The following is a 20,781-nucleotide window of genomic DNA, read 5'->3' as shown; positions in this document are numbered from 1 at the left end:
CGTTTATTAACTTGCGGTTGTTATATATCAGCATAATGAAAAGGCTTTCGTTTAGTAAAAGAAAGCCTTTTATTATGTTTATATTTACTTAATTTTCATTTAAGTGTTTCAAATTGTGTCAAAAAAATATAGAATAGTGATTGTAGTAGATTTTATTTCATAAGGAGAGTTAGAAATGTTCAAAATTCAAGAAATTCGTGAAATTATCAAATTAGTAGATTCTTCTTCAATCGACGAGTTCGTTTATGAAGTAGATGGCGCAAAAGTTAAATTAAAAAAGAATGGTGTTGTTGTTACTGAAACTGTGGCACCTAAAAAAGAAGAAATTGCCCCTGTTGTACAACAATCTGCACCAGTAGCACCTGTAGCAGCTCCAGCCAAAGTCGAAGAAGCACCAGCACCCGCAACACCTGCAAGTAACGACCCATCGTTACATAAAATTGTATCACCAATGGTAGGTACTTTCTATGCAGCTCCAAACCCAGATTCACCAGCATATGTAAAAGTGGGCGATAAAGTAGGCGACGAAACAATCGTGTGTATCGTAGAAGCAATGAAGTTATTCAACGAAATCGAAGCAGAAGTTAAAGGTGAAATCGTTGAAGTACTTGCTAAAGATGGCGATTTAGTAGAATACGGTCAACCATTATTCCTTGTAAAAGCTGAGTAAGGAGTGCTAACCATGAAAAAAGTTTTAATCGCAAACCGCGGCGAAATCGCTGTTCGTATTATTCGTGCCTGTAAAGAGTTAGGCATCAAATCAGTTGCCGTATATTCTGAAGCAGATGCAGATGCATTACATGTGAAGTTAGCAGACGAAGCTTATTGTATCGGTCCGAAGCTATCAAAAGATTCTTATCTAAGCTTCCCTGCATTATTAAGCGTAGCAGAAAAAACAGGAGCAGACGGTATCCACCCAGGTTACGGTTTCGTTTCTGAAAATGCTGATTTTGCTGAAGCATGTGAAAATGCGGGTATTAAATTTATTGGTCCTTCATCTGATTCAATTAAAATCATGGGGATTAAAGACGTTGCTCGTACAACAATGGAAGCAGCAGGTGTTCCACTTGTTCCAGGTACTGGAATTGTACCAGATATCGAAACAGGTAAAGAGTGGGCTGCGAAAATCGGTTACCCTGTTATCATTAAAGCAACTGCTGGGGGTGGCGGTAAAGGTATCCGTGTAGCTCGTACAGAAGAAGATCTTGTAAAAGGGATTGATATTACGCAAAAAGAGGCTGCTGCAGCGTTCGGTAACCCTGGCGTATATTTAGAAAAATTCATCGAATACTTCCGTCACTGTGAAATTCAAGTGTTAGCTGATAGTTTCGGTAATGTCGTACATTTAGGCGAGCGTGACTGTACAGTTCAACGTCGTATGCAGAAGTTAGTAGAGGAAGCTCCATCTCCTGCACTATCATCTGAACGTCGTGCAGAAATGGGTGCAGCAGCGGTGAAAGCAGCAGAAGCATGTAACTATGAAGGCGCTGGTACAATCGAGTTCATCTACGACTATCAAGAGGACAAGTTTTACTTCATGGAAATGAATACTCGTATTCAAGTAGAACACCCAGTAACAGAAATGATTTCTGGTGTCGATCTTGTTCAACAACAATTAAAAATTGCATCAGGTGAGAAACTTCCATTCACACAAGATGACATTAAAATAAATGGTTGGGCAATTGAATGCCGTATTAACGCAGAAAATGCATACAAAAACTTCATGCCATCAGCTGGTACTGTAGACACTTATATTACACCAGGTGGCTATGGTGTACGTATCGATTCTGCTGTTTATGCAGGTTATACAATTCCTCCATACTACGATTCAATGGTAGCAAAACTTATCGTTCATGCAGATACTCGTGAAGAAGCAATTGCAAAAATGAATCGTGCGCTTAGTGAATTTGAAGTTGCTGGTCCTGGTATCAATACAACAATTCCATTCCACCAAGCACTTATGAACAATGACGTTTTCAAATCTGCGCAATTTAACACGAAATTCTTGGAAGAAAACGATGTATTAGGGACAAACAAATAATTGTCTTGTTCACCCTTCTGACTTTTATTAGTCAGGAGGTTTTTTTGTGTTTAAAAGAACTAGTGTTCACCTTTCATTTTCTATTTTATGTTAAAATTATAAAACATTAGAAATATAGGATTAGCAGGAGGATAACATGGTTTTTAATAATTTCGAAGAATACGACGACCCACCTATATATGATAAAGAAAATGAAACATACATGCCTGAATTGCCATTATTGCTAAAATGGGCATCAATTACACAAGGCACAATTATTGAGTTAGCTTGTGGCACAGGGAGACTGACGATTCCAATGGCGAAAAATGGTTGTAAACTGATAGGGGTAGACATACATAAAGGTATGTTAAACGAAGCAAAGAAAAAATCAGCGAATCTTGGATTACCAATTGAATGGGTGGAACAAGACTGTATGAAACTAAACTTAACAACAAAAAGTAATTTCATTTATTCAGTAGGAAATTCATTTCAACATTTTCTTACTAACCAATCGCAAGATAACTTACTTTCCTCAGTGAACAAACATTTGGAAATAGGAGGCATCTTCATTTTTGGTACAAGGTTTCCAAGCGTTGAGGAATTACTTCAACCAAGTACGGAAGAATATTGGAGAACGTATACTGATCGTGATTCGCTTCATATTGTTGATCTTTATACAATTAGTCATTATGATGCATTAAGTCAAATTCAACATTATACGACGATTAGAAAGTATAAAAGCAGTGATAGTCAAATTGTGGACGAAAAGAGCACAAAAATAAGTTTAAGATATGTATTTCCAAAAGAAATGGAAAGAATATTATTTTACAATGGTTTTAAAATTGTGGATGTATATCAGGATTGGCATGAAACTTCAGCAACGAATGATAGTTATGAGTTAATCTATGTTTGTAAAAAATAAGCTAGAGATATTTGGTCATATTCACTCTTCCTTCTGACTTTTACTCGTCAGGAGGTTTTTATGTCAGAGCATCACTTGAAAAAGTTGAAGTTTCGGGGCAGATATAGAACTGGCGTATATGAATGAACCCATCTTCGTAAGTACCTCATCGTTTAATTATAGGAAATTTTTAAAGACGAAAGCATTTAGTATCCAACTAATTACTGAAACGATAATAATACTCCACGCATATTTCTTACGTTGTCTAACGCCAACAATGCCCATAATGGCCCCTAATAATGGTGATAATAATAAACCGATAATATAGGCAAAAATATTGTAGGTTTTATAACCGTAAAGTTCGTTTTTTTCATTTTCAATAGTTCTACTATCCATCTTCAATCCCCCCGTCTCGGCTGTCTGGAATATCTTTCTAATAAAGCAATTGTAGCACGGAGGGGGAGTAAGTAGTAGATAAAATAGAATTGTTAAAAACATGAAACAATTTTTTTCTCTAATTAAAACGACACCTGCAACAAAATATAGTATTAAATTTAAAACATCAACGACAGCTTCTGAAAAATCATCAATTAAATTTGGTCATCCATTTCATTCCTTCTGTAGCTGTTTTCATAATGTTGAAGCTTCTTTATGTAACTTTTAACATAGCCCCAAGGTAAATTGGATGTTGAATAACATGTGTTAAGAGCTGTTTCTGAAAATCTTGCAAAACTTATTGTATCTTTTAAATTTGGACGTTTTTGGATGGAAATGATTGAATGTGATTTTTTGATGTACTATAATAAAACCGTAATACGAGTGTCAAGTGGCAAGGTTATTTGTAATCGTTTTATTGCAAATGATAGGAGGAAATAAAGTTTAGGGCGAAGTTTATCGATATACAGTACTTATGTGTTCAAAAACAATAAACTTAGAACGATATTAGAAATCATCCAAAAGCATTCGCGATAATAGTCCATTTAAACTTCTTGATAAATCATAGGAAAAATTTCTAGGGGGATATCAAAATGAAAAAAACATTCAAAATTACAGTGCAAGAAGGATTACATGCAAGACCAGCAACAATACTTGTAACAACAGTATCAACGTTTGAATCAGAAGTATCCATTACATACAAAAAAAAATCTGCGAATTTAAAATCCATTATGGGTGTTATGTCCCTAGCCGTATCACCAGGATCTATCATCGAAATTGCAGCGGAAGGTTCAGATGCAACTGAATTATTAGATAAAGTAACTAAAGTAATCATCTCTCAAGGGATTGGTGAAGAATGCTAGAAATAAACGGAATTGCTGTTTCTGATGGTATCGTCGTAGCAAATGCTTATTGTTTAGTAGAGCCAGATTTGTCGTTTGAAAAAGAAAAGATTACGGATATTGATGCAGAAAAGGCTAGACTAAAAAGGGCATTATTAAAAGCTAAATTAGAATTAGAAGACATTCGCACTATGGCCGATAAAAAATTTGGCGCAGAAAAGGCTGCTATTTTTTCAGCGCATTTACTGCTGTTAACTGATCCGGAAATAAATGCAACAATTGAAACAAAAATTAGTGATGGTTGGAATGCAGAATTTGCTGTCCAAGAAACCGCCAATACATATATTGAACTGTTTGAATCAATGAATAATGAATACATGCAAGAACGAGCAGCAGATATTCGCGATGTTTCAGCGCGCTTACTCGCTCATTTGCTAGGGGTAGAAATACCGGATTATAGCCGTATAACTTCTGATGTCATTATTGTTGCAGAAGATTTAACCCCATCTATAACGGCTCAATTTGATACAACCTATGTAAAGGGCTTTATTACTGATATAGGAGGTAAAACTTCACATTCAGCTATTTTAGCGAGAATGATGGAAATTCCTGCAGTCGTAGGGACTAAAACTGCTACGCAAGATATCGTACAAGGGGCTCCAGTTATAATTGATAGTACGTGTGGTAAAGTTATTGTGAATGCGACGAAAGACGTACTCGATGACTACTTAGAGAAACAGAAAGCTTTCTATGAGGAGAGACAATTACTGAAGCAGTACCGTTTTGTTGATAGTGTGAGTGCTGATGGTTATCATGTGGAGATCGCAGGGAACATCGGGAAGCCAGAGGATGTAGATGTAGTACTTGAAAATGGTGGGGATGGAATCGGACTATTTCGTACAGAGTTTTTATATATGGATCGCCATGAATTACCGAATGAAGAAGAGCAGTTTATAGCATATAAAACGGTTCTTGAAAAAATGCAAGGCAAACCAACCGTTGTTCGCACTCTAGATATTGGTGGCGATAAAAACCTTTCTTATTTAAAACTACAACATGAGATGAATCCTTTTTTAGGTTTTCGTGCTTTGCGCCTTTGTTTAGCGAAGCAGGACATTTTCCGTACACAATTACGTGCCCTTTTAAGAGCAAGTATTTACGGTAATTTAAAAGTTATGTTCCCAATGATTGCAACACTAGACGAGTTTAGAGAGGCAAAAGCTATATTATTTGAGGAAAAACAAAAACTTTTTGATGAAGGGATTCCAGTTTCAGAAACAATTGAAGTTGGTATGATGGTTGAAATTCCTTCAGCAGCCATTATTGCTAATGTCTTCGCGCAAGAGGCTGACTTTTTATCGATTGGAACGAATGATTTAATACAATATACATTAGCAGCAGACCGTATGAATGAAAAGGTTTCCTATTTATATCAGCCATATCATCCAGCCATTTTAAGACTTGTAAAAACTGTCATTGAGGCTGCACATAAAAACGGTAAATGGGTAGGGATGTGTGGTGAAATGGCTGGCGATGATATAGCCATTCCGATTTTATTGGCACTTGGATTAGATGAATTTTCAATGAGCGCTCCATATATTTTAAATACACGTGCCCAAATTTCTAAACTTTCTAAACCGGAACTAGCTGAACATCTTGAACAATTATTTACTCTAACAACAGCTATTGAAGTAGAAGCTTACGTTAAAAAGTATTTGTTAAAATAATAGCAACATAATAGAACGATAATTGAGGCTATAGTAAAAATCGAAGCTTTTGAATTTACCTGCAGTTTTTATAATCAATTTAAATATTGATTTTGCATCTGAAAGCAAATAAGAAAATGAATGAATAAATAAGAGGGTGTAGGATTATTATTACAGCGGAACGACATCATATGATTTTAGATTTGTTAACTCTTAAAGGTGTAGTTGAGTTGCAGAATTTAGTCCAAAGAACGAAAACATCTGAGTCCACTATAAGGAGAGATTTAGCACTTTTAGAAGAGCGCGGACTTTTGAAGCGGATTCATGGAGGTGCAACTCATCCATATTCAAAAATTGAAGAGCCAACAATGCAAGATAAATCATCTAGCAATCTTCATGATAAGCAAATTATTGCTAGAGCTGCAGCGAGCATGATTCGTGATGGAGATTGTGTTTATTTTGATGCGGGCTCAACTGTTTCTGAGATGATTCCGTTTGTCGTCAATAAAAAAATTGTCGTGGTTACAAATGGATTGATGCATGTTGATGCATTAACGTCAGCCGATATTACGACTTACTTCTTAGGCGGTAGAATAAAAATGAATACGAAAGCAATAGTGGGCTCTGTTGCACAAGAAAATTTAAAACAGTATCGATTTGATAAATGTTTTCTAGGTATGAACGGTGTAGATATAAAGTATGGATTTACAACACCTGATCCAGAAGAAGCTGCACTCAAGAAAACTGCAATGGAATTATCTGAAGAAACGATTGTTTTGGCTGATAAGAGTAAGATTTCTGAAATTTACTTTGCAAAAGTTGCAGAGATAGAAAAGGCAAGTATTATAACGACGAATATCGATAATGAAACCGTTGAAAAATATTTAGAAAAAACAAACTTGAAGGTTGTGACACCATGATTTATACAGTAACGTTAAATCCTTCGATTGACTTGATTGTTGAGGTTGCGGATTTTAGGATTAATCATTTAAATCGTATAGAGCGTGAGAGCAAATTTCCAGGAGGAAAAGGTATTAATGTAGCTCGTGTTTTAAACACGATTGGCGTCCAATCTGTTGCATTAGGTTATATTGGAGGCTTTACAGGAGCATACATTCAAAACGCATTGGAAAGTGAAGGAATTCAAACAGATTTTGTAAAAGTACAGGAAGATACACGAATCAATATAAAGTTGAAAACAGGAGACGAGACTGAAATTAATGGTCAAGGTCCTGCTTTAACTGAGCAAAATTTGCAGGATTTATATAAAAAGTTAGAGCGCTTACAATCAGGCGATTTTTTAATATTGGCAGGCAGCATTCCTCCTTCACTACCTACAACCTTTTATTGCGATTTAACGGAGAAATATCGTATACGTGGCGTGAAAGTAGTAGTGGATGCGGGTGGTAAGGTGCTTGCTGAAGTGTTACAACATAAGCCTTTTTTAGTAAAACCAAATCATCATGAGTTAAGCGATTTGTTTGGAGTACCGATTAAAACGATGGATGAAATCATATCATACGGCAAAAAGGTTGTAGAAATGGGAGCGGAAAATGTGATTGTGTCAATGGCTGGCGACGGTGCACTGCTTTTTACCAACGGTGAAGTTTACAAGGCTTCTGTTCCAAAAGGAGAAGTAGTAAATTCTGTAGGCGCAGGTGACTCGCTAGTAGCGGGCTTTATTGGGACTTATGCGAAAGAACAAAACTATAGTAAAGCGTTCCAAGTTGCAGTTGCAACAGGAAGTGCTACTACTTTTAGTGAAGACTTAGCTTCAAAAGAAAAAATTGATTTTTTATTAAATCAAATTATAATCAAAAAAATTTAATATAGGTGGTGTAGTCGACTATGAAAATTACGGATTTATTAAAAAAAGATACCGTTATTATCAATTTGGCTGCTACTAGCAAAGATGCAGCTATAGAGGAAATGGCAAAAAAGTTAGATATAGCTGGTCGTTTAAACAATTTTGATGTATTTAAAGAAGCGATTATAAAGAGAGAATTTCAGAGTACTACAGGTATTGGAGAAGGTATTGCAATTCCCCATGCGAAAACAGAGGCAGTAAAAACACCATCTATTTTATTTGCAAAATCTGAGGCAGGTGTAGATTATGAGGCATTAGATGGACAACCAGCACATCTTTTTTTCATGATTGCGGCAAGTGCTGGTGCGAATAACGAACACCTTGAAACATTATCTCGTCTTTCTTCCTTATTGATGGATGCAACGTTGCGCAAGAATTTACTCGCAGCTCAATCTCCAGAAGATGTGATTCGAATAATTGAAGCGAAAGAACAAGAAGATGATGACCATGAAGAGGTCAATGCAAATAAAAAAGACAGCGATCCCCTCATACTAGCTGTAACTGCATGTCCTACAGGTATTGCCCATACATATATGGCGGCTGATGCCTTGAAGGCAAAAGCAAAAGAAAGAGGAATTACCATAAAGGTTGAAACAAATGGTTCAACAGGTGTTAACGACGCCTTAACAGCAGAAGAAATTGACAAAGCCACAGCGATTATCATTGCGGCAGATAAGCAAGTTGAAATGAACCGTTTTGTCGGTAAGCATATCATTAAAGTACCTGTTGCAGCGGGTATACGCAAACCAGATGAGTTGCTTGACTGTGCTTTAAATCAAGATGCACCAATTTTTAATGTCACAGGTGAATCTAGTGGCAATAGTGAAGAAGCCATCGTTGAAGGGAGGTTTAAGGAATACTTCTATAAACCACTGATGAATGGTGTTTCTAATATGTTACCGTTTGTTGTAGGTGGCGGTTTATTAATTGCCTTATCTTTCTTAATCGGTGGTATAAATGCAGAAGGTCCTTTTGCTAAAGCCTTAAATGTGATAGGTGGCGGAAATGCTTTTGCATTACTAATTCCCGTATTAGCTGGATTTATTGCGAAGGGGATTGCAGATCGTCCCGGTTTAGCACCAGGAATGGTTGGTGGTTTTTTGGCAGCTTCAGGTGGTGCAGGGTTTTTAGGGGGGTTAGTCGCAGGGTTTATGGCAGGTTATGTTGTAATCGGTTTAAAAAAGATATTCTCTCGTTTACCTCAGTCATTTGAGGGGGTCAAGCCTGTATTGTTATATCCGTTTTTCAGTATGGTGACTGTTGGCTTAATGATGATTTTTGTTATCAATACACCAGTCAAATTAATTATGGATGGATTAACTTTCTGGTTAAATAGTTTAAGTGGCACAAATATCATATTTTTAGGTATCCTCCTTGCGGGTATGATGGCAGTTGATATGGGAGGGCCAATTAATAAAGCAGCCTTCACATTCGGAATTGCAATGATTGATGCCGGTCATTATGCACCTCAAGCAGCGGTCATGATTGGTGGTATGATTCCGCCTCTTGGATTAGCTCTTGCTACAACATTCTTTAAAAATAAATTTACGTTAGCCCAACGTGATGCGGGGAAAACAAACTATGTAATGGGGCTTTCCTTCATAACAGAAGGAGCCATTCCATTTGCAGCAGCAGATCCGATACGTGTAATTGTAAGTTCTGTTATTGGTGCAGCAATTGCTGGTGGTTTAGCTTTGTATTTCGGTTGTATGTTACAAGCTCCACATGGTGGCATCTTTGTCATTTGGGCCGTGCATAACCCACTTATGTACTTAGTGTCGTTAGTAGTTGGCTCAGTGGTAACAGCAACCATCGTTGGATTGTGGAAAAAACCTTTGTTAATTAGAATGGAGAACAATATTTCTACACAGAAATAGCAATGATATCAATATACTTGTTCTTTTTAAAAAGAGCAAAAGAAGCTATGGTCCAGTTGTACACAAAAAATGAAAAGCGTCTTTCCTAAGCCAAACCTTCCTTTTTATAGTATAATAAGCATAACAACAGCATTTGCTTGCGATGCGTAGTGGAAAGGATGATATTGTATGGCAGAGAAAGTAGGACAATCTTTCGTACAACCAACACCTTCTGGTAAAGAAGAGCTTGGGAAAATTGAAGTAGCTGCAGAAGTAATCGAAATTGTAGCTGGAATAGCGGTTAACGAGGTAGAGGGTATCGCAGCAACTCGTGGCAATATTGCAACAGGCGTCGTTGAACGCTTCGGCAAAAAAGTACACAATAAAGGCATTAAATCAGGTGTCACAGAACATGGTGAAATCGCTATTGATGTATTTTGTTCTGTAAAATATGGCTTTTCGATTCCGAAAGTGGCAAAAGATGTACAAACGCAAATTCGCCAAGCGATTTTAAATATGACTGCACTTGAAACAGCAGAGGTGAATGTACATATTACAGGAATTCACTTCGAAAAAGAGGAAGTAGTAATACATTAATAAAAAAGAGGAGTTGCCAGCTTGGTGAATATTTCACCATAGCAGGCAACTCCTTTTTTATTTTGTATAACCACGCAAACGGTTTATAAAGCAATATCTTTTGGTTTCTTCCAGAAAAATGCGAGGATAATACCAAAAACTAAGACGATCGTAGCGAAATAATATGGATAGTTTAAATCAATGTCGAATAACATGCCGCCAATGATTGGTCCAAATATATTTCCGAGACTTGTGAACATTGAGTTCATGCCTCCGACAAAGCCTTGCTCATTCCCTGCAATTTTTGATAAATAGGAGGTAACAGCAGGTCGGATTAAATCGAAGCCGACAAAAATAAAGAATGTAACAAACAATATAGCGAAATAATGATTAACCATTGTCATCGCAAAGGTCAGAGCGGCAGAAAGAATGAGTGAGTATCGGATAACGTTGATTTCACCCATTTTCTTAGTAAGCCAATCAAATAATAATAATTGTGCAAGCGCGCCAATAATACCACTTCCGGTAATGATAATGGCAATATCTGATGGTGTAAATGCAAATTTATGATCGACGAATAAACTAAAGAGTGATTCGAATGCTGCGAGACCAAATGAAAGGACAAATATAAGCACAAATGCTATGAAATACAAAGGGCTAAAAATACGCTTAGCACTGCTTAAAATAGAAGGTGCAGTTTCTGTATCATCCTTTGCACGCGAAGGTTCTTTTAATAGTGTAAACGACAATAGTGCTGCAATGAAACCGAGTACACCTGCTGCGTAAAAGGGTACACGTGTGCCATATTCCGCTAAAAATCCACCGAGACCTGGCCCGATAATAAAGCCAGTGCTAATGGCTGCACTCATATAGCCAAGTGCCTTTGGACGCTGTGCCATTGTTGTGATATCAGCGATAAATGCAGTTACTGCTGGCATGATAAAAGCAGCACTAACACCACCAAGCATGCGTGATAAAAATAAAATTTCAATTGAACGACCCATACCGAATAATAATTCCGAAAGACCAAAAATAATTAGACCAACAACAATCATAATTTTTCGACCAACTCGATCGACTAGTCTACCTGCGATAGGCGATACAATAAGTTGGGTAATGGCAAATGCTGCAACCATATAGCCAACGACAGAGCCTGTTATATTCAGTTCATTCATGATAGTTGGCAATACGGGAATAACCAACCCTATCCCTAAAAAGGCAATGAATAAATTGGATAACAAAATAGTTAAGGTTAAAGCTTGTTTCTTGTTCATTTTTCTCTCCTTCAACAGTTCACGATACATGAGATTGATAATCTACTAGATGATTTCCTTCTAATACAATAAACCCTATAGTAACTATAGGGTCAAAAGATTTGTTTTTATTTTTGTATTTATATTCAATGCGCTATTAGTGTGGAAGTAAAACGAAATAGTTATACTGCGTACATCAATTAAATTCCTGTTAAAAGAGGGGTTTGAGCGCTAGAAAGATTGCTAAATAAAAAACTACTCTAAAGCATTTTGTCTAATTTTTAATTCGACAATAAATTTCTTTTCACGCTCAGAAGAGATTGTTGTAGGCATATATAATTCATAAACAGTTGATTCAAATGATGCTTGATGTGAATCTACATATTTTTTAAGCTTTTCATAAAAAGAGAAATACGTGTCAGGGTGATAAATAAAAGCGATGCAAGCATATTTGCCTTCCTGTACAATCGTTTGTTTTACATTAGAAGAAAGTTTAGAAAAAGTTCGTTCAGTTAATAGTGGTGTAAATATTGCATCATAAATAATATCGTTTACATCCTTGTAATAAGCGAGCGGATAGATACATCCATAACGACTGTTTAAAACACTTCCTTCATTTTCAATAATTTTTGTTAATGTTCCATAGTACGTATTGGTGCTAGACGTTGGTGTAAGTTCAGTCGTAGTGACCTGTAAAATTGGCATTTCCTCCTCGAATCGCGTGTATACCTCTCCAAAGATAGGAATTTCAATTTGCTCTTGCATTTGTTTTTTCGTTTTCAGAAGGGTATATTTCACTTCGTTGAGTCGTGAAATTTTTTCTTCTAAACGTTGCTCTTGTTGTTCTAAAAAGGCAAGTAGCTCTTCAGATGTCAGCATAAGTGCCTTTTTAATGTCCTCAAGCGAAGTGCCGATATATTTTAGCGATTTAATTATATCCAAATAAAAAATCTGACTATCTTTATAGTAGCGGTAATTGCTAGCGGTATCCGTATAAGCAGGTTTAAACAAATCTATTTGGTCATAGTATCGGAGTGTCTGCACAGAGAGATTTGCTAATTTTGCGACCTCACCAATAGTATAATAATGTTCTTTCATAGTTGGCCTCCACTAGAGAATAATGTTACATTTGCTTTCGTTTATTGATTTTTGAAGATGATAAAAAGTTATGTTGGATATATTATAAATCTTTTTTGACCTGTATCAATTATATAATTTTATGTAGGATCTAATAATAAGGAAGTCAATAGATAATTATGATTGTGAATGTAGATACAGTTTAAAGTATTTTCGGCTGAAAATTAAAATGGTTTAGTCACGTGGTACAATGTTTCAAAGTTTAAGCGATTGCTTTCACCGTGTAGAAGAAATTTCGGGAAATCTAAGATTATCTTCGATTTTGGGGAACTTTAAAAGGTGTTTTTCCGTATAACTAATTGAAAGATTTATCAAAGGAAAAATAAAGGTAGCATTTCTTTTTTTTTATATCAACAAAGTTGAAGGTAAAAATAAGTAGAAAGTTGCTTGAAAAAGGTTTCAGATTATTGAAAACTTGCTTGAATTCGTGTTTCTCGTATGAATTTATGCTATTATAAACCTTAATGCCACTTAAGAAGGAGAGCTTTACATGAAACGACATGAAGCACGTGAAAAAGCGTTGCAAGTTTTGTTTCAGCTAGACAATACTGATCTTACAGTCGAAGAAGCAAAAGAACATATTAAAGGTCAACCAACAAATGCTTTCTACGAAAAGATTGTAAATGGAACAGCTGAACATTTAGAGGAAATTGATGCGGTATTATCGCAGCATCTAGAAAAGTGGTCACTTGCCCGTCTACCAAAAATTGAGAGAACAGTTTTAAGACTAGCTGTATACGAACTTTTATACATGCAAGAAACACCAAAAAGAGTAGTACTTAATGAAGCAATCGAGTTATGCAAAACATTTGGAGACGATGGATCGTCAAAATTTGTCAATGGCGTACTTTCTAAATTTACAGAACAATAAAAACGTGTTGAATTGGAAGGAGTAACTAAGGTTTATGTCAAGTGCAATTATTAATGGTAAAGAGATTGGTCAAGAAATTCGTAATTCAGTAGCAGAGCGCGTTGCTCGATTAAAAGAGCAAGGATTAACACCAGGCTTAGCAGTTGTTCTAGTTGGGGACAACCAAGCTTCGGCTACATATGTGAGAAATAAGCAAAAATCTTGTGAAGCTATCGGGATGTTTTCAGAGCTAATTAAGCTACCTGAGGAAACTACACAAGAAGAGCTTTTAGTGCAAATTGAATTATTAAATAATCGTGAAGATATTCATGGAATTTTAGTACAATTACCACTGCCAAAACATATTGATGAGAATATTGTTATAGCTACAATTGCTGTTGAAAAAGACGTTGATGGCTTCTCGCCTGTAAGCGTTGGGAAGATGATGCTTGGCCAGGAAACATTTTTACCATGTACACCATTTGGCGTGATGAAGCTTCTTGAATATTCAGGAATTGAAATCGCAGGAAAGCATGCAGTAATTGTTGGTAGAAGTCATATCGTTGGCAAACCAATGGGCCAACTATTATTACAAAAAGATGCAACAGTGACATATACACATTCAAAAACACCGGATTTACCTTCATTCACAAAACAAGCGGATATTTTAATTGCAGCGGTTGGTCGTGCTAATTTTATTACAAAAGAGCATGTCAAAGAAGGGGCTGTTGTTATTGATGTCGGTATTAACCGTGATGAAAACAACAAACTATGCGGAGATGTAAACTTTACAGAGGTTGATGGTATTGCATCTCACATTACACCCGTTCCAGGCGGTGTAGGACCGATGACAATCACAATGTTACTCTTCAACACAGTGCAAGCGGCAGAAATAAAACTTGCAAATAAAATGAAGTAATAAATTGAATAGAATCTTTCGTTTGCTTAGAGAGCCATCTCAGTACTTTTGAGGTGGCTCTCTTTTTGCAAAGTACATAGTTGGCGTGTTTCAATAAGAGAAATTTCGACAGAGCAAATTGAATCGCCCATAGAACAGATGAAATCGCCGGTAAAATAAAGCCAATCGCCGATAGAACAAATCAAATCGCTGATTAACTAAAGACAATCGCTGAAAAACAGACATATAGTAGCGACTTTAATACGCGCCAAGATGGGAATAAATATGTTACAGTATAGTTTTCAAGTAGTCTGAAAGATAGTCGTTTTTTCTAGTGAAACTGTATTTTCTCACGTCATGTGCAATAAAAAATGTTATGATAAGTGTAGTTTTGTGAAAAACTTGATTTTAGTAAAGGAGCCGAAAATTATGTCATCAGCTTCTTATTTAACTGTAAAAGCGTTAACGAAATATATTAAACGAAAATTCGATGCAGATCCACATCTGCGTGAAGTTTATGTCAAAGGTGAGTTGTCAAACGTTAAAATCCACCAATCTGGGCATATTTACTTTACTTTAAAAGATGATGGAGCACGTATTGCTGCAACTATGTTTAAAACCGCAGCAACAAAATTAGCGTTCGAGCCAAAAGATGGCATGCAGGTATTTATCCGAGGGGATGTAAACGTTTACGAAGGCTATGGTACATATCAATTATATGTGCAGGAAATGCAGCCGGATGGTATCGGTAGCTTGTTTGTTGCCTTTAACCAGCTGAAAGAGCAGCTCCAAAAAGAAGGGCTTTTTAAACCTGAATGGAAGCAACCAATTCCAAAGTTTCCTGAAAAAATAGGGGTCTTAACGTCCACTACTGGCGCTGCCATTCGTGATATTTGTACAACATTAAAACGACGTTATCCACTAGCGGAAATCATTATTTATCCAACGCTTGTACAAGGAGCACAAGCTGCACCAAGCATAGTACAAAATATTGAACGTGCTAATCAAGATGCTTTTTGTGACGTATTGTTAGTTGGACGTGGTGGAGGATCAATTGAAGATTTATGGGCGTTTAATGAAGAAGTTGTTGCACGCGCCATATTTGAAAGTCGGATTCCAATTATTAGCGCAGTAGGGCATGAAACCGATACGACGATAGCAGATTTTGTGGCAGATTTGCGTGCTCCAACTCCTACTGCAGCAGCTGAAATGGCTGTTCCTGATCAACAGGAGTTATATCAACGCGTACTGACGCAAAAATCACAGCTTCACCAAATTGTGAGGGCGCAACTAATAACAGAGCGACAACGTCTAAATAAGCTACAGCAGTCTTACCCTTTATCGATGCCAGATAGATTGTATCGTCCATTTACAGAACGATTAGCACAGCTTGAGGCGACGTTACAAAAAGCAATGCAGGTTGATCTGATGAAAAAAGAAGCTAAGCTTCAAAAATTGCATAGTGCTGTGGAGCAGCAATCACCGAAAAAAGCACTTGTTTTTCATCAAAGAGAGCTGGAACACCGTGTTCAGCAGTTAACACGTTCGGCTTCACAGTATGTGACAAAGCAAAAACAACAATTTGAGGCGTCTGTGCGAACACTTGAAGCTTTAAATCCACTTGCTATTTTAACTCGAGGATTTACAGTAGCTTACAAAGATGACAAAATGTTGAAATCGTCTACTGACTTAAAGCGGCAGGATCAACTAACACTGTCCTTCCACGATGGGAAAGTAATTGCAGAAGTGACAAATGTCTTGCCAAATAATAAGGAGGAATAGAAATGGCGAAAAAGCAACAAACCTTCGCAGAAGCAATGACGGCACTTGAAGAAATAGTCCGCCAATTAGAACAAGGTGATGTACCATTAGAAAATGCGATTGATTTATATAAACAAGGCATGGAGCTTTCGCAATTTTGCCATAGTAAACTACAGCATGCCGAAGAACAATTAATTTCAATTGTCCAGGAGACCGGTGAAACAACAGCATTTGATCCGCTAAAGGGAGAGAACTAGTTAAAATGAACGAACAATTAAAACATTTTATTCAAAGCAACACACCACAAGTAGAAGCTGAAATGTTTGCACTTGTTGAAAAAATTGACGCACCGACCAATTTAAAGGAGTCGATGCTATATTCATTAAATGCAGGAGGCAAGCGTATTCGCCCACTGTTTGTATTAGCCGTTTTAGAACTATACGGTAAAGACATAAAAGCAGGGCTTACAGTCGGTGCCGTTATTGAAATGATTCATACGTATTCTTTAATCCACGATGACCTTCCAAGCATGGACAACGATGATTTCCGTCGTGGTAAGCCGACCAATCATAAAGTATTTGGAGAGGCACTAGCAACACTTGCAGGTGATGCATTAAATACACTTGCCTTTGGCATTTTAGCACGCATGGAGATTTCAGCAGAGCAACGAATTGAACTTGTTAATCTTCTAAGCGTCGCGGCTGGTGCCGAAGGGATGGTTGGCGGACAGGTATTGGATATGGAAGGTGAGCAACGTCAGCTTAACCTAACTGAACTAGAGCATGTTCATGTCAATAAAACAGGTGCACTATTAAGATTTAGTATTGAATCAGGTGCAGTTCTAGCCAATGTATCACAAGAAGATCGAGCTACTTTAAAGGAATATGCGCATCACATCGGCCTTGCCTTCCAAATTCAAGACGATATTTTAGATATAGAAGGAACAACGGAGGAATTAGGCAAAACTGCAGGTAAGGATGTAGCTAGTGATAAAAGCACATATCCTGCATTATTAACCTTAACTGGTGCTAAAGAAAAACTTGCTGACCATTATCAGCTCGCAATAGCAGCGCTTGATAAGTTACAAGTAGATGTAAGCTTATTGCGTGAGTTTGCGGCCTATATTGTTCGTCGTAAAAACTAAGAGAAAAAATGGGCTTTACAGGTCAAGAATATGCTAGAATAGGTGGGGACGTTTGCCAATAGGCAAACAAAAAAGTGTTCGTACTGTTAGCATATGGATAACACTGTTATAATGGTGGAAACACGATTGCGGTGAATAATTTATTGAAAAGGTGTGTGAGAAAGGTGGATTTAAACAACATTTCTAGTCCATCCTTTTTAAAAAACTTAGATAAGAGAGGGCTTGAACAGCTTGCAAAAGAGATTCGAACTTTCTTAATCGAAAAATGTTCTGTCACAGGTGGTCATATCGGACCGAACCTAGGTGTTGTGGAGCTTACACTTATGCTTCATAAAATGTTTGACAGTCCAAAAGATAAGTTTTTATGGGATGTTGGCCACCAAGCTTACGTGCATAAAATTTTGACAGGTCGTGCGAGTCAATTTGACACATTACGTCAGTTCAAAGGGCTTTGTGGTTTTCCAAAGCTTGTGGAGAGCGAACATGATGAATGGGAAACAGGTCATAGCTCGACATCGTTGTCAGCAGCCATGGGTATGGCAGCAGCACGTGATATAAAAAACGAAAAAAACTTCGTCGTACCGATTATTGGGGACGGTGCTTTAACAGGCGGTATGGCGCTTGAAGCTTTAAATCATATTGGGCATGCAAAAACAAACATGATTGTCATTTTAAATGATAATGAAATGTCCATTGCTCCAAACGTTGGAGCATTACACAGCATCTTAGGACGCTTGCGTACTGCGAAAGAATATTCAAAAGCAAAAGAAGAGCTAGAATCGTTAATCAATAAAATTCCTGTTCTAGGTGGCAAGCTTGCCTCTACTGCAGAGAGATTAAAGGACAGTTTGAAATACCTAGTGGTTTCTGGTGTCTTTTTTGAGGAATTAGGTTTTAAATATTTAGGTCCTATTGATGGTCACGACTTTGAAGCGCTTGAAACAACATTATCATATGCTAAAAAAGTAAAAGGCCCAGTTCTTGTTCATGTCATTACGAAAAAAGGTAAAGGCTACAAACCAGCTGAAGACGATACAATTGGCAACTGGCATGGAACAGGTCCATATAAAATGGAGACTGGTGCATTTGTAAAATCAGAGACAAAAGGTCCTGCTTGGAGCAGTTTAATCGCTGAAACAGTGCGTAAAATTGCGCATGAAGATGAACGAGTTGTTACAATCACACCTGCAATGCCTGTTGGCTCAAAATTACAAGGCATTCAAAAAGATTTTCCAAAACGCTTTTTTGATGTGGGCATAGCTGAACAACATGCTGCAACAATGGCTGCAGGTCTTGCTACTCAAAAAATGAAGCCGTTTTTAGCTATTTACTCAACATTTTTACAACGTGCTTATGACCAAGTACTTCATGACATTGCACGTCCAAATTTGAATGTTTTTATCGGGATTGACCGTGCCGGCTTAGTTGGTGCAGATGGCGAAACACATCAAGGCGTCTTTGATATTGCATTCCTTCGTCATATTCCAAACATGACGATTATGATGCCAAAGGATGAAAATGAAGGTCAGCATATGGTGAAAACAGCCATTGATTATAATGGAGGTCCGATTGCTCTTCGCTATCCACGAGGAAATGGGATAGGTGTCCCGTTGGATGATGAGCTTATGGCTTTACCAATTGGAAGTTGGGAAGTATTACGTGAGGGGAAAGAAGCTACCATTTTAACATTCGGTACAACGATTCCTATGGCAATGGAAGCAGCACAAATGCTAGCTCAAAAAGGCATAGAAATTGAAGTAGTGAATGCACGTTTTATTAAGCCAATGGATGAGGATATGCTTCATCGCATATTTACTAGCAATAAGCCAGTGCTAACGATTGAAGAGGCAGTATTACAAGGTGGCTTTGGTAGTGGTGTATTAGAATTTGCACATGACCATAGTTATTTAAATGCAATAATCGATCGAATGGGCATACCTGATCAATTTATCGAGCATGGAAATGTAGACCAACTGCTTGAGGAAATTCATATGACAGCAGAAGATACAGTGGCACGCATGCAAGTGTTACTACAACAAAAACAGCAAGTAGGTTTAAACAAATAATGACAAAACAACCGAAAGAACGTGTAGACATTTTACTTGTTGAGCGTGGACTATGTGAAACACGTGAGAAGGCAAAAAGATCCATTATGGCGGGTCTTGTCTTTTCCAACGAGATACGTATTGACAAAGCAGGAGAAAAGATCGCAATCGATGCTCCGCTACAAGTAAAAGGTTCTGATTTAAAATATGTGAGCCGTGGTGGCTTGAAGTTAGAAAAAGCTTTGCAAATTTTTGATATGTCTGTAGAAGGGAAGCTGATGCTTGACATCGGCTCTTCTACAGGTGGGTTTACAGACTGCGCCCTACAAAATGGGGCTAAACATTGTTATGCCCTTGACGTAGGTTCGAATCAGTTAGCATGGAAAATTCGTTCTGATGATCGTGTAACGGTTATGGAAAAAACAAATTTTCGTTACACAACAGCTGCTGATTTAACAGAAGGCTTACCAGAGTTTGCCACAATTGATGTCAGCTTTATCTCTTTATCCTTAATTTTACCAGTACTAAAAACGGTATTAATGCCAGGTGGCGATGTAATGGCACTTGTTAAACCTCAGTTTGAAGCAGGTAAAGAAAATGTAGGTAAAAAAGGCATTGTCCGTGATAAAAAGGTACATCTCGATGTTTTAGAAAAAACAGCTGCTATGGCAACGAAAGTTGGCTTTGTGGTGAAAGATGCTTCTTATTCGCCGATTACAGGTGGGGAAGGAAATATTGAATTTTTATTCCATCTAGTGAATCCAATTGCTGATGAAGTGATCCCGCCATATACAGCTTTTAATGCACTCGTTGAAGAAGCGCATAGTGCACTAAAATAACACGTGCTCAGTAAGTAGAGCCGTGTTTTTTCTTGTGCTTTTATGCTGGAGATGGTAGTGTAATTATACAAATATTTAACTATTTATAAGAGGTGAATGATATGAATAAAGGACAAAGACATATACGTATTCGAGATATTATTGCGAATCACGAAATCGAAACGCAAGATGATTTAGTCGATTTTTTAAAGGATGCGGGCTATAATGTGACACAAGCAACCGTATCGCGAGATATTAAAGAACTGCACTTAGTTAAAGTGCCTTTGCAGGATGGACGCTATAAATATAGCTTACCCGCAGACCAACGATTCAATCCAGTTCAAAAATTACATCGTGCGCTAGCTGATGCTTTTGTAAGCATTGACGGTGCATCGCATTTTTTAGTCATGAAAGCACTTCCGGGTAATGCAAATGCAATTGCTTCATTACTTGATCATTTGGATTGGCCAGAAATTCTAGGTACAATTTCTGGAGATGATACAATTTTAATTATTTGTCGCGATGAAGGTGAACGAGAAAATACAAAAAATCGCTTATTAGACATGCTATAAACTGTAACTATAATCGAACGAATTTGATTGCTACAGATGCTTTGTTTTTCACGTTATTGGTGTTGAAGTGGATATTTTTGCATCTGTTAGTACGAATTTT

The 20,781-nt window shown here is 37.2% G+C and carries 20 protein-coding genes; 17 read left to right on the top strand and 3 right to left on the bottom strand.

Annotation, left to right across the window (positions count from 1 at the left end; all coding sequences use genetic code 11):
• The first annotated feature begins 175 nt into the window (after positions 1–175).
• The 3 genes from accB to ACIP9C_RS10400 all read left to right on the top strand — a co-directional run bounded on the left by accB (position 176) and on the right by ACIP9C_RS10400 (position 2,942).
• Positions 176–670, top strand: coding sequence for an acetyl-CoA carboxylase biotin carboxyl carrier protein (gene accB / locus ACIP9C_RS10410; protein WP_401010300.1), 495 nt, complete (start codon positions 176–178; stop codon positions 668–670).
• A 12-nt stretch (positions 671–682) separates the two neighbouring features.
• On the top strand, positions 683–2,041 hold the full coding sequence (gene accC, locus ACIP9C_RS10405) for an acetyl-CoA carboxylase biotin carboxylase subunit (RefSeq protein WP_401010298.1): 1,359 nt from the start codon (positions 683–685) through the stop codon (positions 2,039–2,041).
• 136 nt (positions 2,042–2,177) lie between these two features.
• Positions 2,178–2,942 (top strand): class I SAM-dependent methyltransferase, encoded by a 765-nt coding sequence (locus ACIP9C_RS10400; RefSeq protein ID WP_401010296.1) that lies wholly within the window; start codon positions 2,178–2,180, stop codon positions 2,940–2,942.
• Positions 2,943–3,098: 156 nt separating this feature from the next.
• On the opposite strand, the gene ACIP9C_RS10395 is transcribed toward ACIP9C_RS10400, so the two are convergent.
• The gene (locus ACIP9C_RS10395; protein WP_401010294.1) at positions 3,099–3,317 is read right to left on the bottom strand and encodes a hypothetical protein; all 219 of its coding nucleotides are present in this window, start codon (positions 3,315–3,317) and stop codon (positions 3,099–3,101) included.
• Positions 3,318–3,949: 632 nt separating this feature from the next.
• Here ACIP9C_RS10395 and ACIP9C_RS10390 point away from each other — a divergent pair.
• The 6 genes from ACIP9C_RS10390 (at position 3,950) to ACIP9C_RS10365 (ending at position 10,224) form a co-directional block, all read left to right on the top strand.
• Positions 3,950–4,219, top strand: coding sequence for an HPr family phosphocarrier protein (locus tag ACIP9C_RS10390; RefSeq protein WP_401010293.1), 270 nt, complete (start codon positions 3,950–3,952; stop codon positions 4,217–4,219).
• Complete coding sequence (ptsP, locus tag ACIP9C_RS10385; RefSeq protein ID WP_401010291.1) at positions 4,213–5,925, top strand: phosphoenolpyruvate--protein phosphotransferase; 1,713 nt, start codon at positions 4,213–4,215, stop codon at positions 5,923–5,925. Before ACIP9C_RS10390 ends, ptsP begins: the two co-directional genes overlap by 7 nt.
• A gap of 146 nt (positions 5,926–6,071) precedes the next feature.
• A complete protein-coding gene (locus ACIP9C_RS10380; protein WP_401010674.1) occupies positions 6,072–6,824 on the top strand; it encodes a DeoR/GlpR family DNA-binding transcription regulator in 753 nt (250 codons plus the stop codon).
• Positions 6,821–7,732 (top strand): 1-phosphofructokinase, encoded by a 912-nt coding sequence (gene pfkB / locus ACIP9C_RS10375; protein ID WP_401010290.1) that lies wholly within the window; start codon positions 6,821–6,823, stop codon positions 7,730–7,732. Before ACIP9C_RS10380 ends, pfkB begins: the two co-directional genes overlap by 4 nt.
• A gap of 20 nt (positions 7,733–7,752) precedes the next feature.
• Positions 7,753–9,648 (top strand): PTS fructose transporter subunit IIABC, encoded by a 1,896-nt coding sequence (locus tag ACIP9C_RS10370; RefSeq protein WP_401010288.1) that lies wholly within the window; start codon positions 7,753–7,755, stop codon positions 9,646–9,648.
• 168 nt (positions 9,649–9,816) lie between these two features.
• The gene (locus ACIP9C_RS10365) at positions 9,817–10,224 is read left to right on the top strand and encodes an Asp23/Gls24 family envelope stress response protein (protein ID WP_401010286.1); all 408 of its coding nucleotides are present in this window, start codon (positions 9,817–9,819) and stop codon (positions 10,222–10,224) included.
• 83 nt (positions 10,225–10,307) lie between these two features.
• Here ACIP9C_RS10365 and ACIP9C_RS10360 read toward each other — a convergent pair whose 3' ends face one another.
• Positions 10,308–11,477, bottom strand: a complete 1,170-nt coding sequence (locus ACIP9C_RS10360) for an MFS transporter (protein ID WP_401010284.1) — start codon at positions 11,475–11,477, stop codon at positions 10,308–10,310.
• Between the two features lie 234 nt (positions 11,478–11,711).
• Positions 11,712–12,554: a MerR family transcriptional regulator gene (locus tag ACIP9C_RS10355; RefSeq protein WP_401010282.1), complete on the bottom strand. Its 843-nt coding sequence runs from the start codon at positions 12,552–12,554 to the stop codon at positions 11,712–11,714.
• 529 nt (positions 12,555–13,083) lie between these two features.
• Here ACIP9C_RS10355 and nusB point away from each other — a divergent pair.
• The 8 genes from nusB to ahrC all read left to right on the top strand — a co-directional run bounded on the left by nusB (position 13,084) and on the right by ahrC (position 20,681).
• On the top strand, positions 13,084–13,464 hold the full coding sequence (gene nusB / locus ACIP9C_RS10350) for a transcription antitermination factor NusB (protein ID WP_401010280.1): 381 nt from the start codon (positions 13,084–13,086) through the stop codon (positions 13,462–13,464).
• Between the two features lie 34 nt (positions 13,465–13,498).
• Positions 13,499–14,362 carry a bifunctional methylenetetrahydrofolate dehydrogenase/methenyltetrahydrofolate cyclohydrolase FolD gene (gene folD / locus ACIP9C_RS10345; RefSeq protein ID WP_340823865.1) on the top strand — a complete coding sequence of 288 codons (864 nt, stop codon included), beginning with the start codon at positions 13,499–13,501 and terminating at the stop codon, positions 14,360–14,362.
• A gap of 408 nt (positions 14,363–14,770) precedes the next feature.
• Positions 14,771–16,123, top strand: coding sequence for an exodeoxyribonuclease VII large subunit (gene xseA, locus ACIP9C_RS10340; RefSeq protein ID WP_401010277.1), 1,353 nt, complete (start codon positions 14,771–14,773; stop codon positions 16,121–16,123).
• 2 nt (positions 16,124–16,125) lie between these two features.
• Positions 16,126–16,359, top strand: coding sequence for an exodeoxyribonuclease VII small subunit (gene xseB / locus ACIP9C_RS10335; RefSeq protein WP_173479030.1), 234 nt, complete (start codon positions 16,126–16,128; stop codon positions 16,357–16,359).
• A gap of 5 nt (positions 16,360–16,364) precedes the next feature.
• On the top strand, positions 16,365–17,246 hold the full coding sequence (locus ACIP9C_RS10330; protein WP_401010275.1) for a polyprenyl synthetase family protein: 882 nt from the start codon (positions 16,365–16,367) through the stop codon (positions 17,244–17,246).
• A 164-nt stretch (positions 17,247–17,410) separates the two neighbouring features.
• Complete coding sequence (gene dxs, locus ACIP9C_RS10325) at positions 17,411–19,312, top strand: 1-deoxy-D-xylulose-5-phosphate synthase (RefSeq protein ID WP_401010273.1); 1,902 nt, start codon at positions 17,411–17,413, stop codon at positions 19,310–19,312.
• Positions 19,312–20,130 carry a TlyA family RNA methyltransferase gene (locus ACIP9C_RS10320; protein WP_340823869.1) on the top strand — a complete coding sequence of 273 codons (819 nt, stop codon included), beginning with the start codon at positions 19,312–19,314 and terminating at the stop codon, positions 20,128–20,130. The genes dxs and ACIP9C_RS10320 overlap by 1 nt, the downstream gene beginning before the upstream one ends.
• Positions 20,131–20,231: 101 nt before the next feature.
• Entirely contained in the window at positions 20,232–20,681 is a 450-nt protein-coding gene (gene ahrC, locus ACIP9C_RS10315) for a transcriptional regulator AhrC/ArgR (RefSeq protein ID WP_173479026.1), read from the top strand.
• The last annotated feature ends 100 nt before the right edge of the window (positions 20,682–20,781 follow it).

Origin of the sequence: Lysinibacillus sp. NPDC093210 (assembly GCF_044753985.1) — a bacterium.
GTDB lineage: Bacteria > Bacillota > Bacilli > Bacillales_A > Planococcaceae > Lysinibacillus.
Note: the sequence above shows the minus strand (reverse complement) of the source record. Positions and strands in the feature narration are given on the sequence as shown.

Bases quoted from the DNA above. Each gene is read 5' to 3' on its own strand.
- accB (WP_401010300.1), top strand. From the start codon at position 176: ATGTTCAAAATTCAAGAAATTCGTGAAATTATCAAATTAGTAGATTCT.
- accC (WP_401010298.1), top strand. From the start codon at position 683: ATGAAAAAAGTTTTAATCGCAAACCGCGGCGAAATCGCTGTTCGTATT.
- ACIP9C_RS10400 (WP_401010296.1), top strand. From the start codon at position 2,178: ATGGTTTTTAATAATTTCGAAGAATACGACGACCCACCTATATATGAT.
- ACIP9C_RS10395 (WP_401010294.1), bottom strand. From the start codon at position 3,317: ATGGATAGTAGAACTATTGAAAATGAAAAAAACGAACTTTACGGTTAT.
- ACIP9C_RS10390 (WP_401010293.1), top strand. From the start codon at position 3,950: ATGAAAAAAACATTCAAAATTACAGTGCAAGAAGGATTACATGCAAGA.
- ptsP (WP_401010291.1), top strand. From the start codon at position 4,213: ATGCTAGAAATAAACGGAATTGCTGTTTCTGATGGTATCGTCGTAGCA.
- pfkB (WP_401010290.1), top strand. From the start codon at position 6,821: ATGATTTATACAGTAACGTTAAATCCTTCGATTGACTTGATTGTTGAG.
- ACIP9C_RS10370 (WP_401010288.1), top strand. From the start codon at position 7,753: ATGAAAATTACGGATTTATTAAAAAAAGATACCGTTATTATCAATTTG.
- ACIP9C_RS10365 (WP_401010286.1), top strand. From the start codon at position 9,817: ATGGCAGAGAAAGTAGGACAATCTTTCGTACAACCAACACCTTCTGGT.
- ACIP9C_RS10360 (WP_401010284.1), bottom strand. From the start codon at position 11,477: ATGAACAAGAAACAAGCTTTAACCTTAACTATTTTGTTATCCAATTTA.
- ACIP9C_RS10355 (WP_401010282.1), bottom strand. From the start codon at position 12,554: ATGAAAGAACATTATTATACTATTGGTGAGGTCGCAAAATTAGCAAAT.
- nusB (WP_401010280.1), top strand. From the start codon at position 13,084: ATGAAACGACATGAAGCACGTGAAAAAGCGTTGCAAGTTTTGTTTCAG.
- folD (WP_340823865.1), top strand. From the start codon at position 13,499: ATGTCAAGTGCAATTATTAATGGTAAAGAGATTGGTCAAGAAATTCGT.
- xseA (WP_401010277.1), top strand. From the start codon at position 14,771: ATGTCATCAGCTTCTTATTTAACTGTAAAAGCGTTAACGAAATATATT.
- xseB (WP_173479030.1), top strand. From the start codon at position 16,126: ATGGCGAAAAAGCAACAAACCTTCGCAGAAGCAATGACGGCACTTGAA.
- ACIP9C_RS10330 (WP_401010275.1), top strand. From the start codon at position 16,365: ATGAACGAACAATTAAAACATTTTATTCAAAGCAACACACCACAAGTA.
- ACIP9C_RS10320 (WP_340823869.1), top strand. From the start codon at position 19,312: ATGACAAAACAACCGAAAGAACGTGTAGACATTTTACTTGTTGAGCGT.
- ahrC (WP_173479026.1), top strand. From the start codon at position 20,232: ATGAATAAAGGACAAAGACATATACGTATTCGAGATATTATTGCGAAT.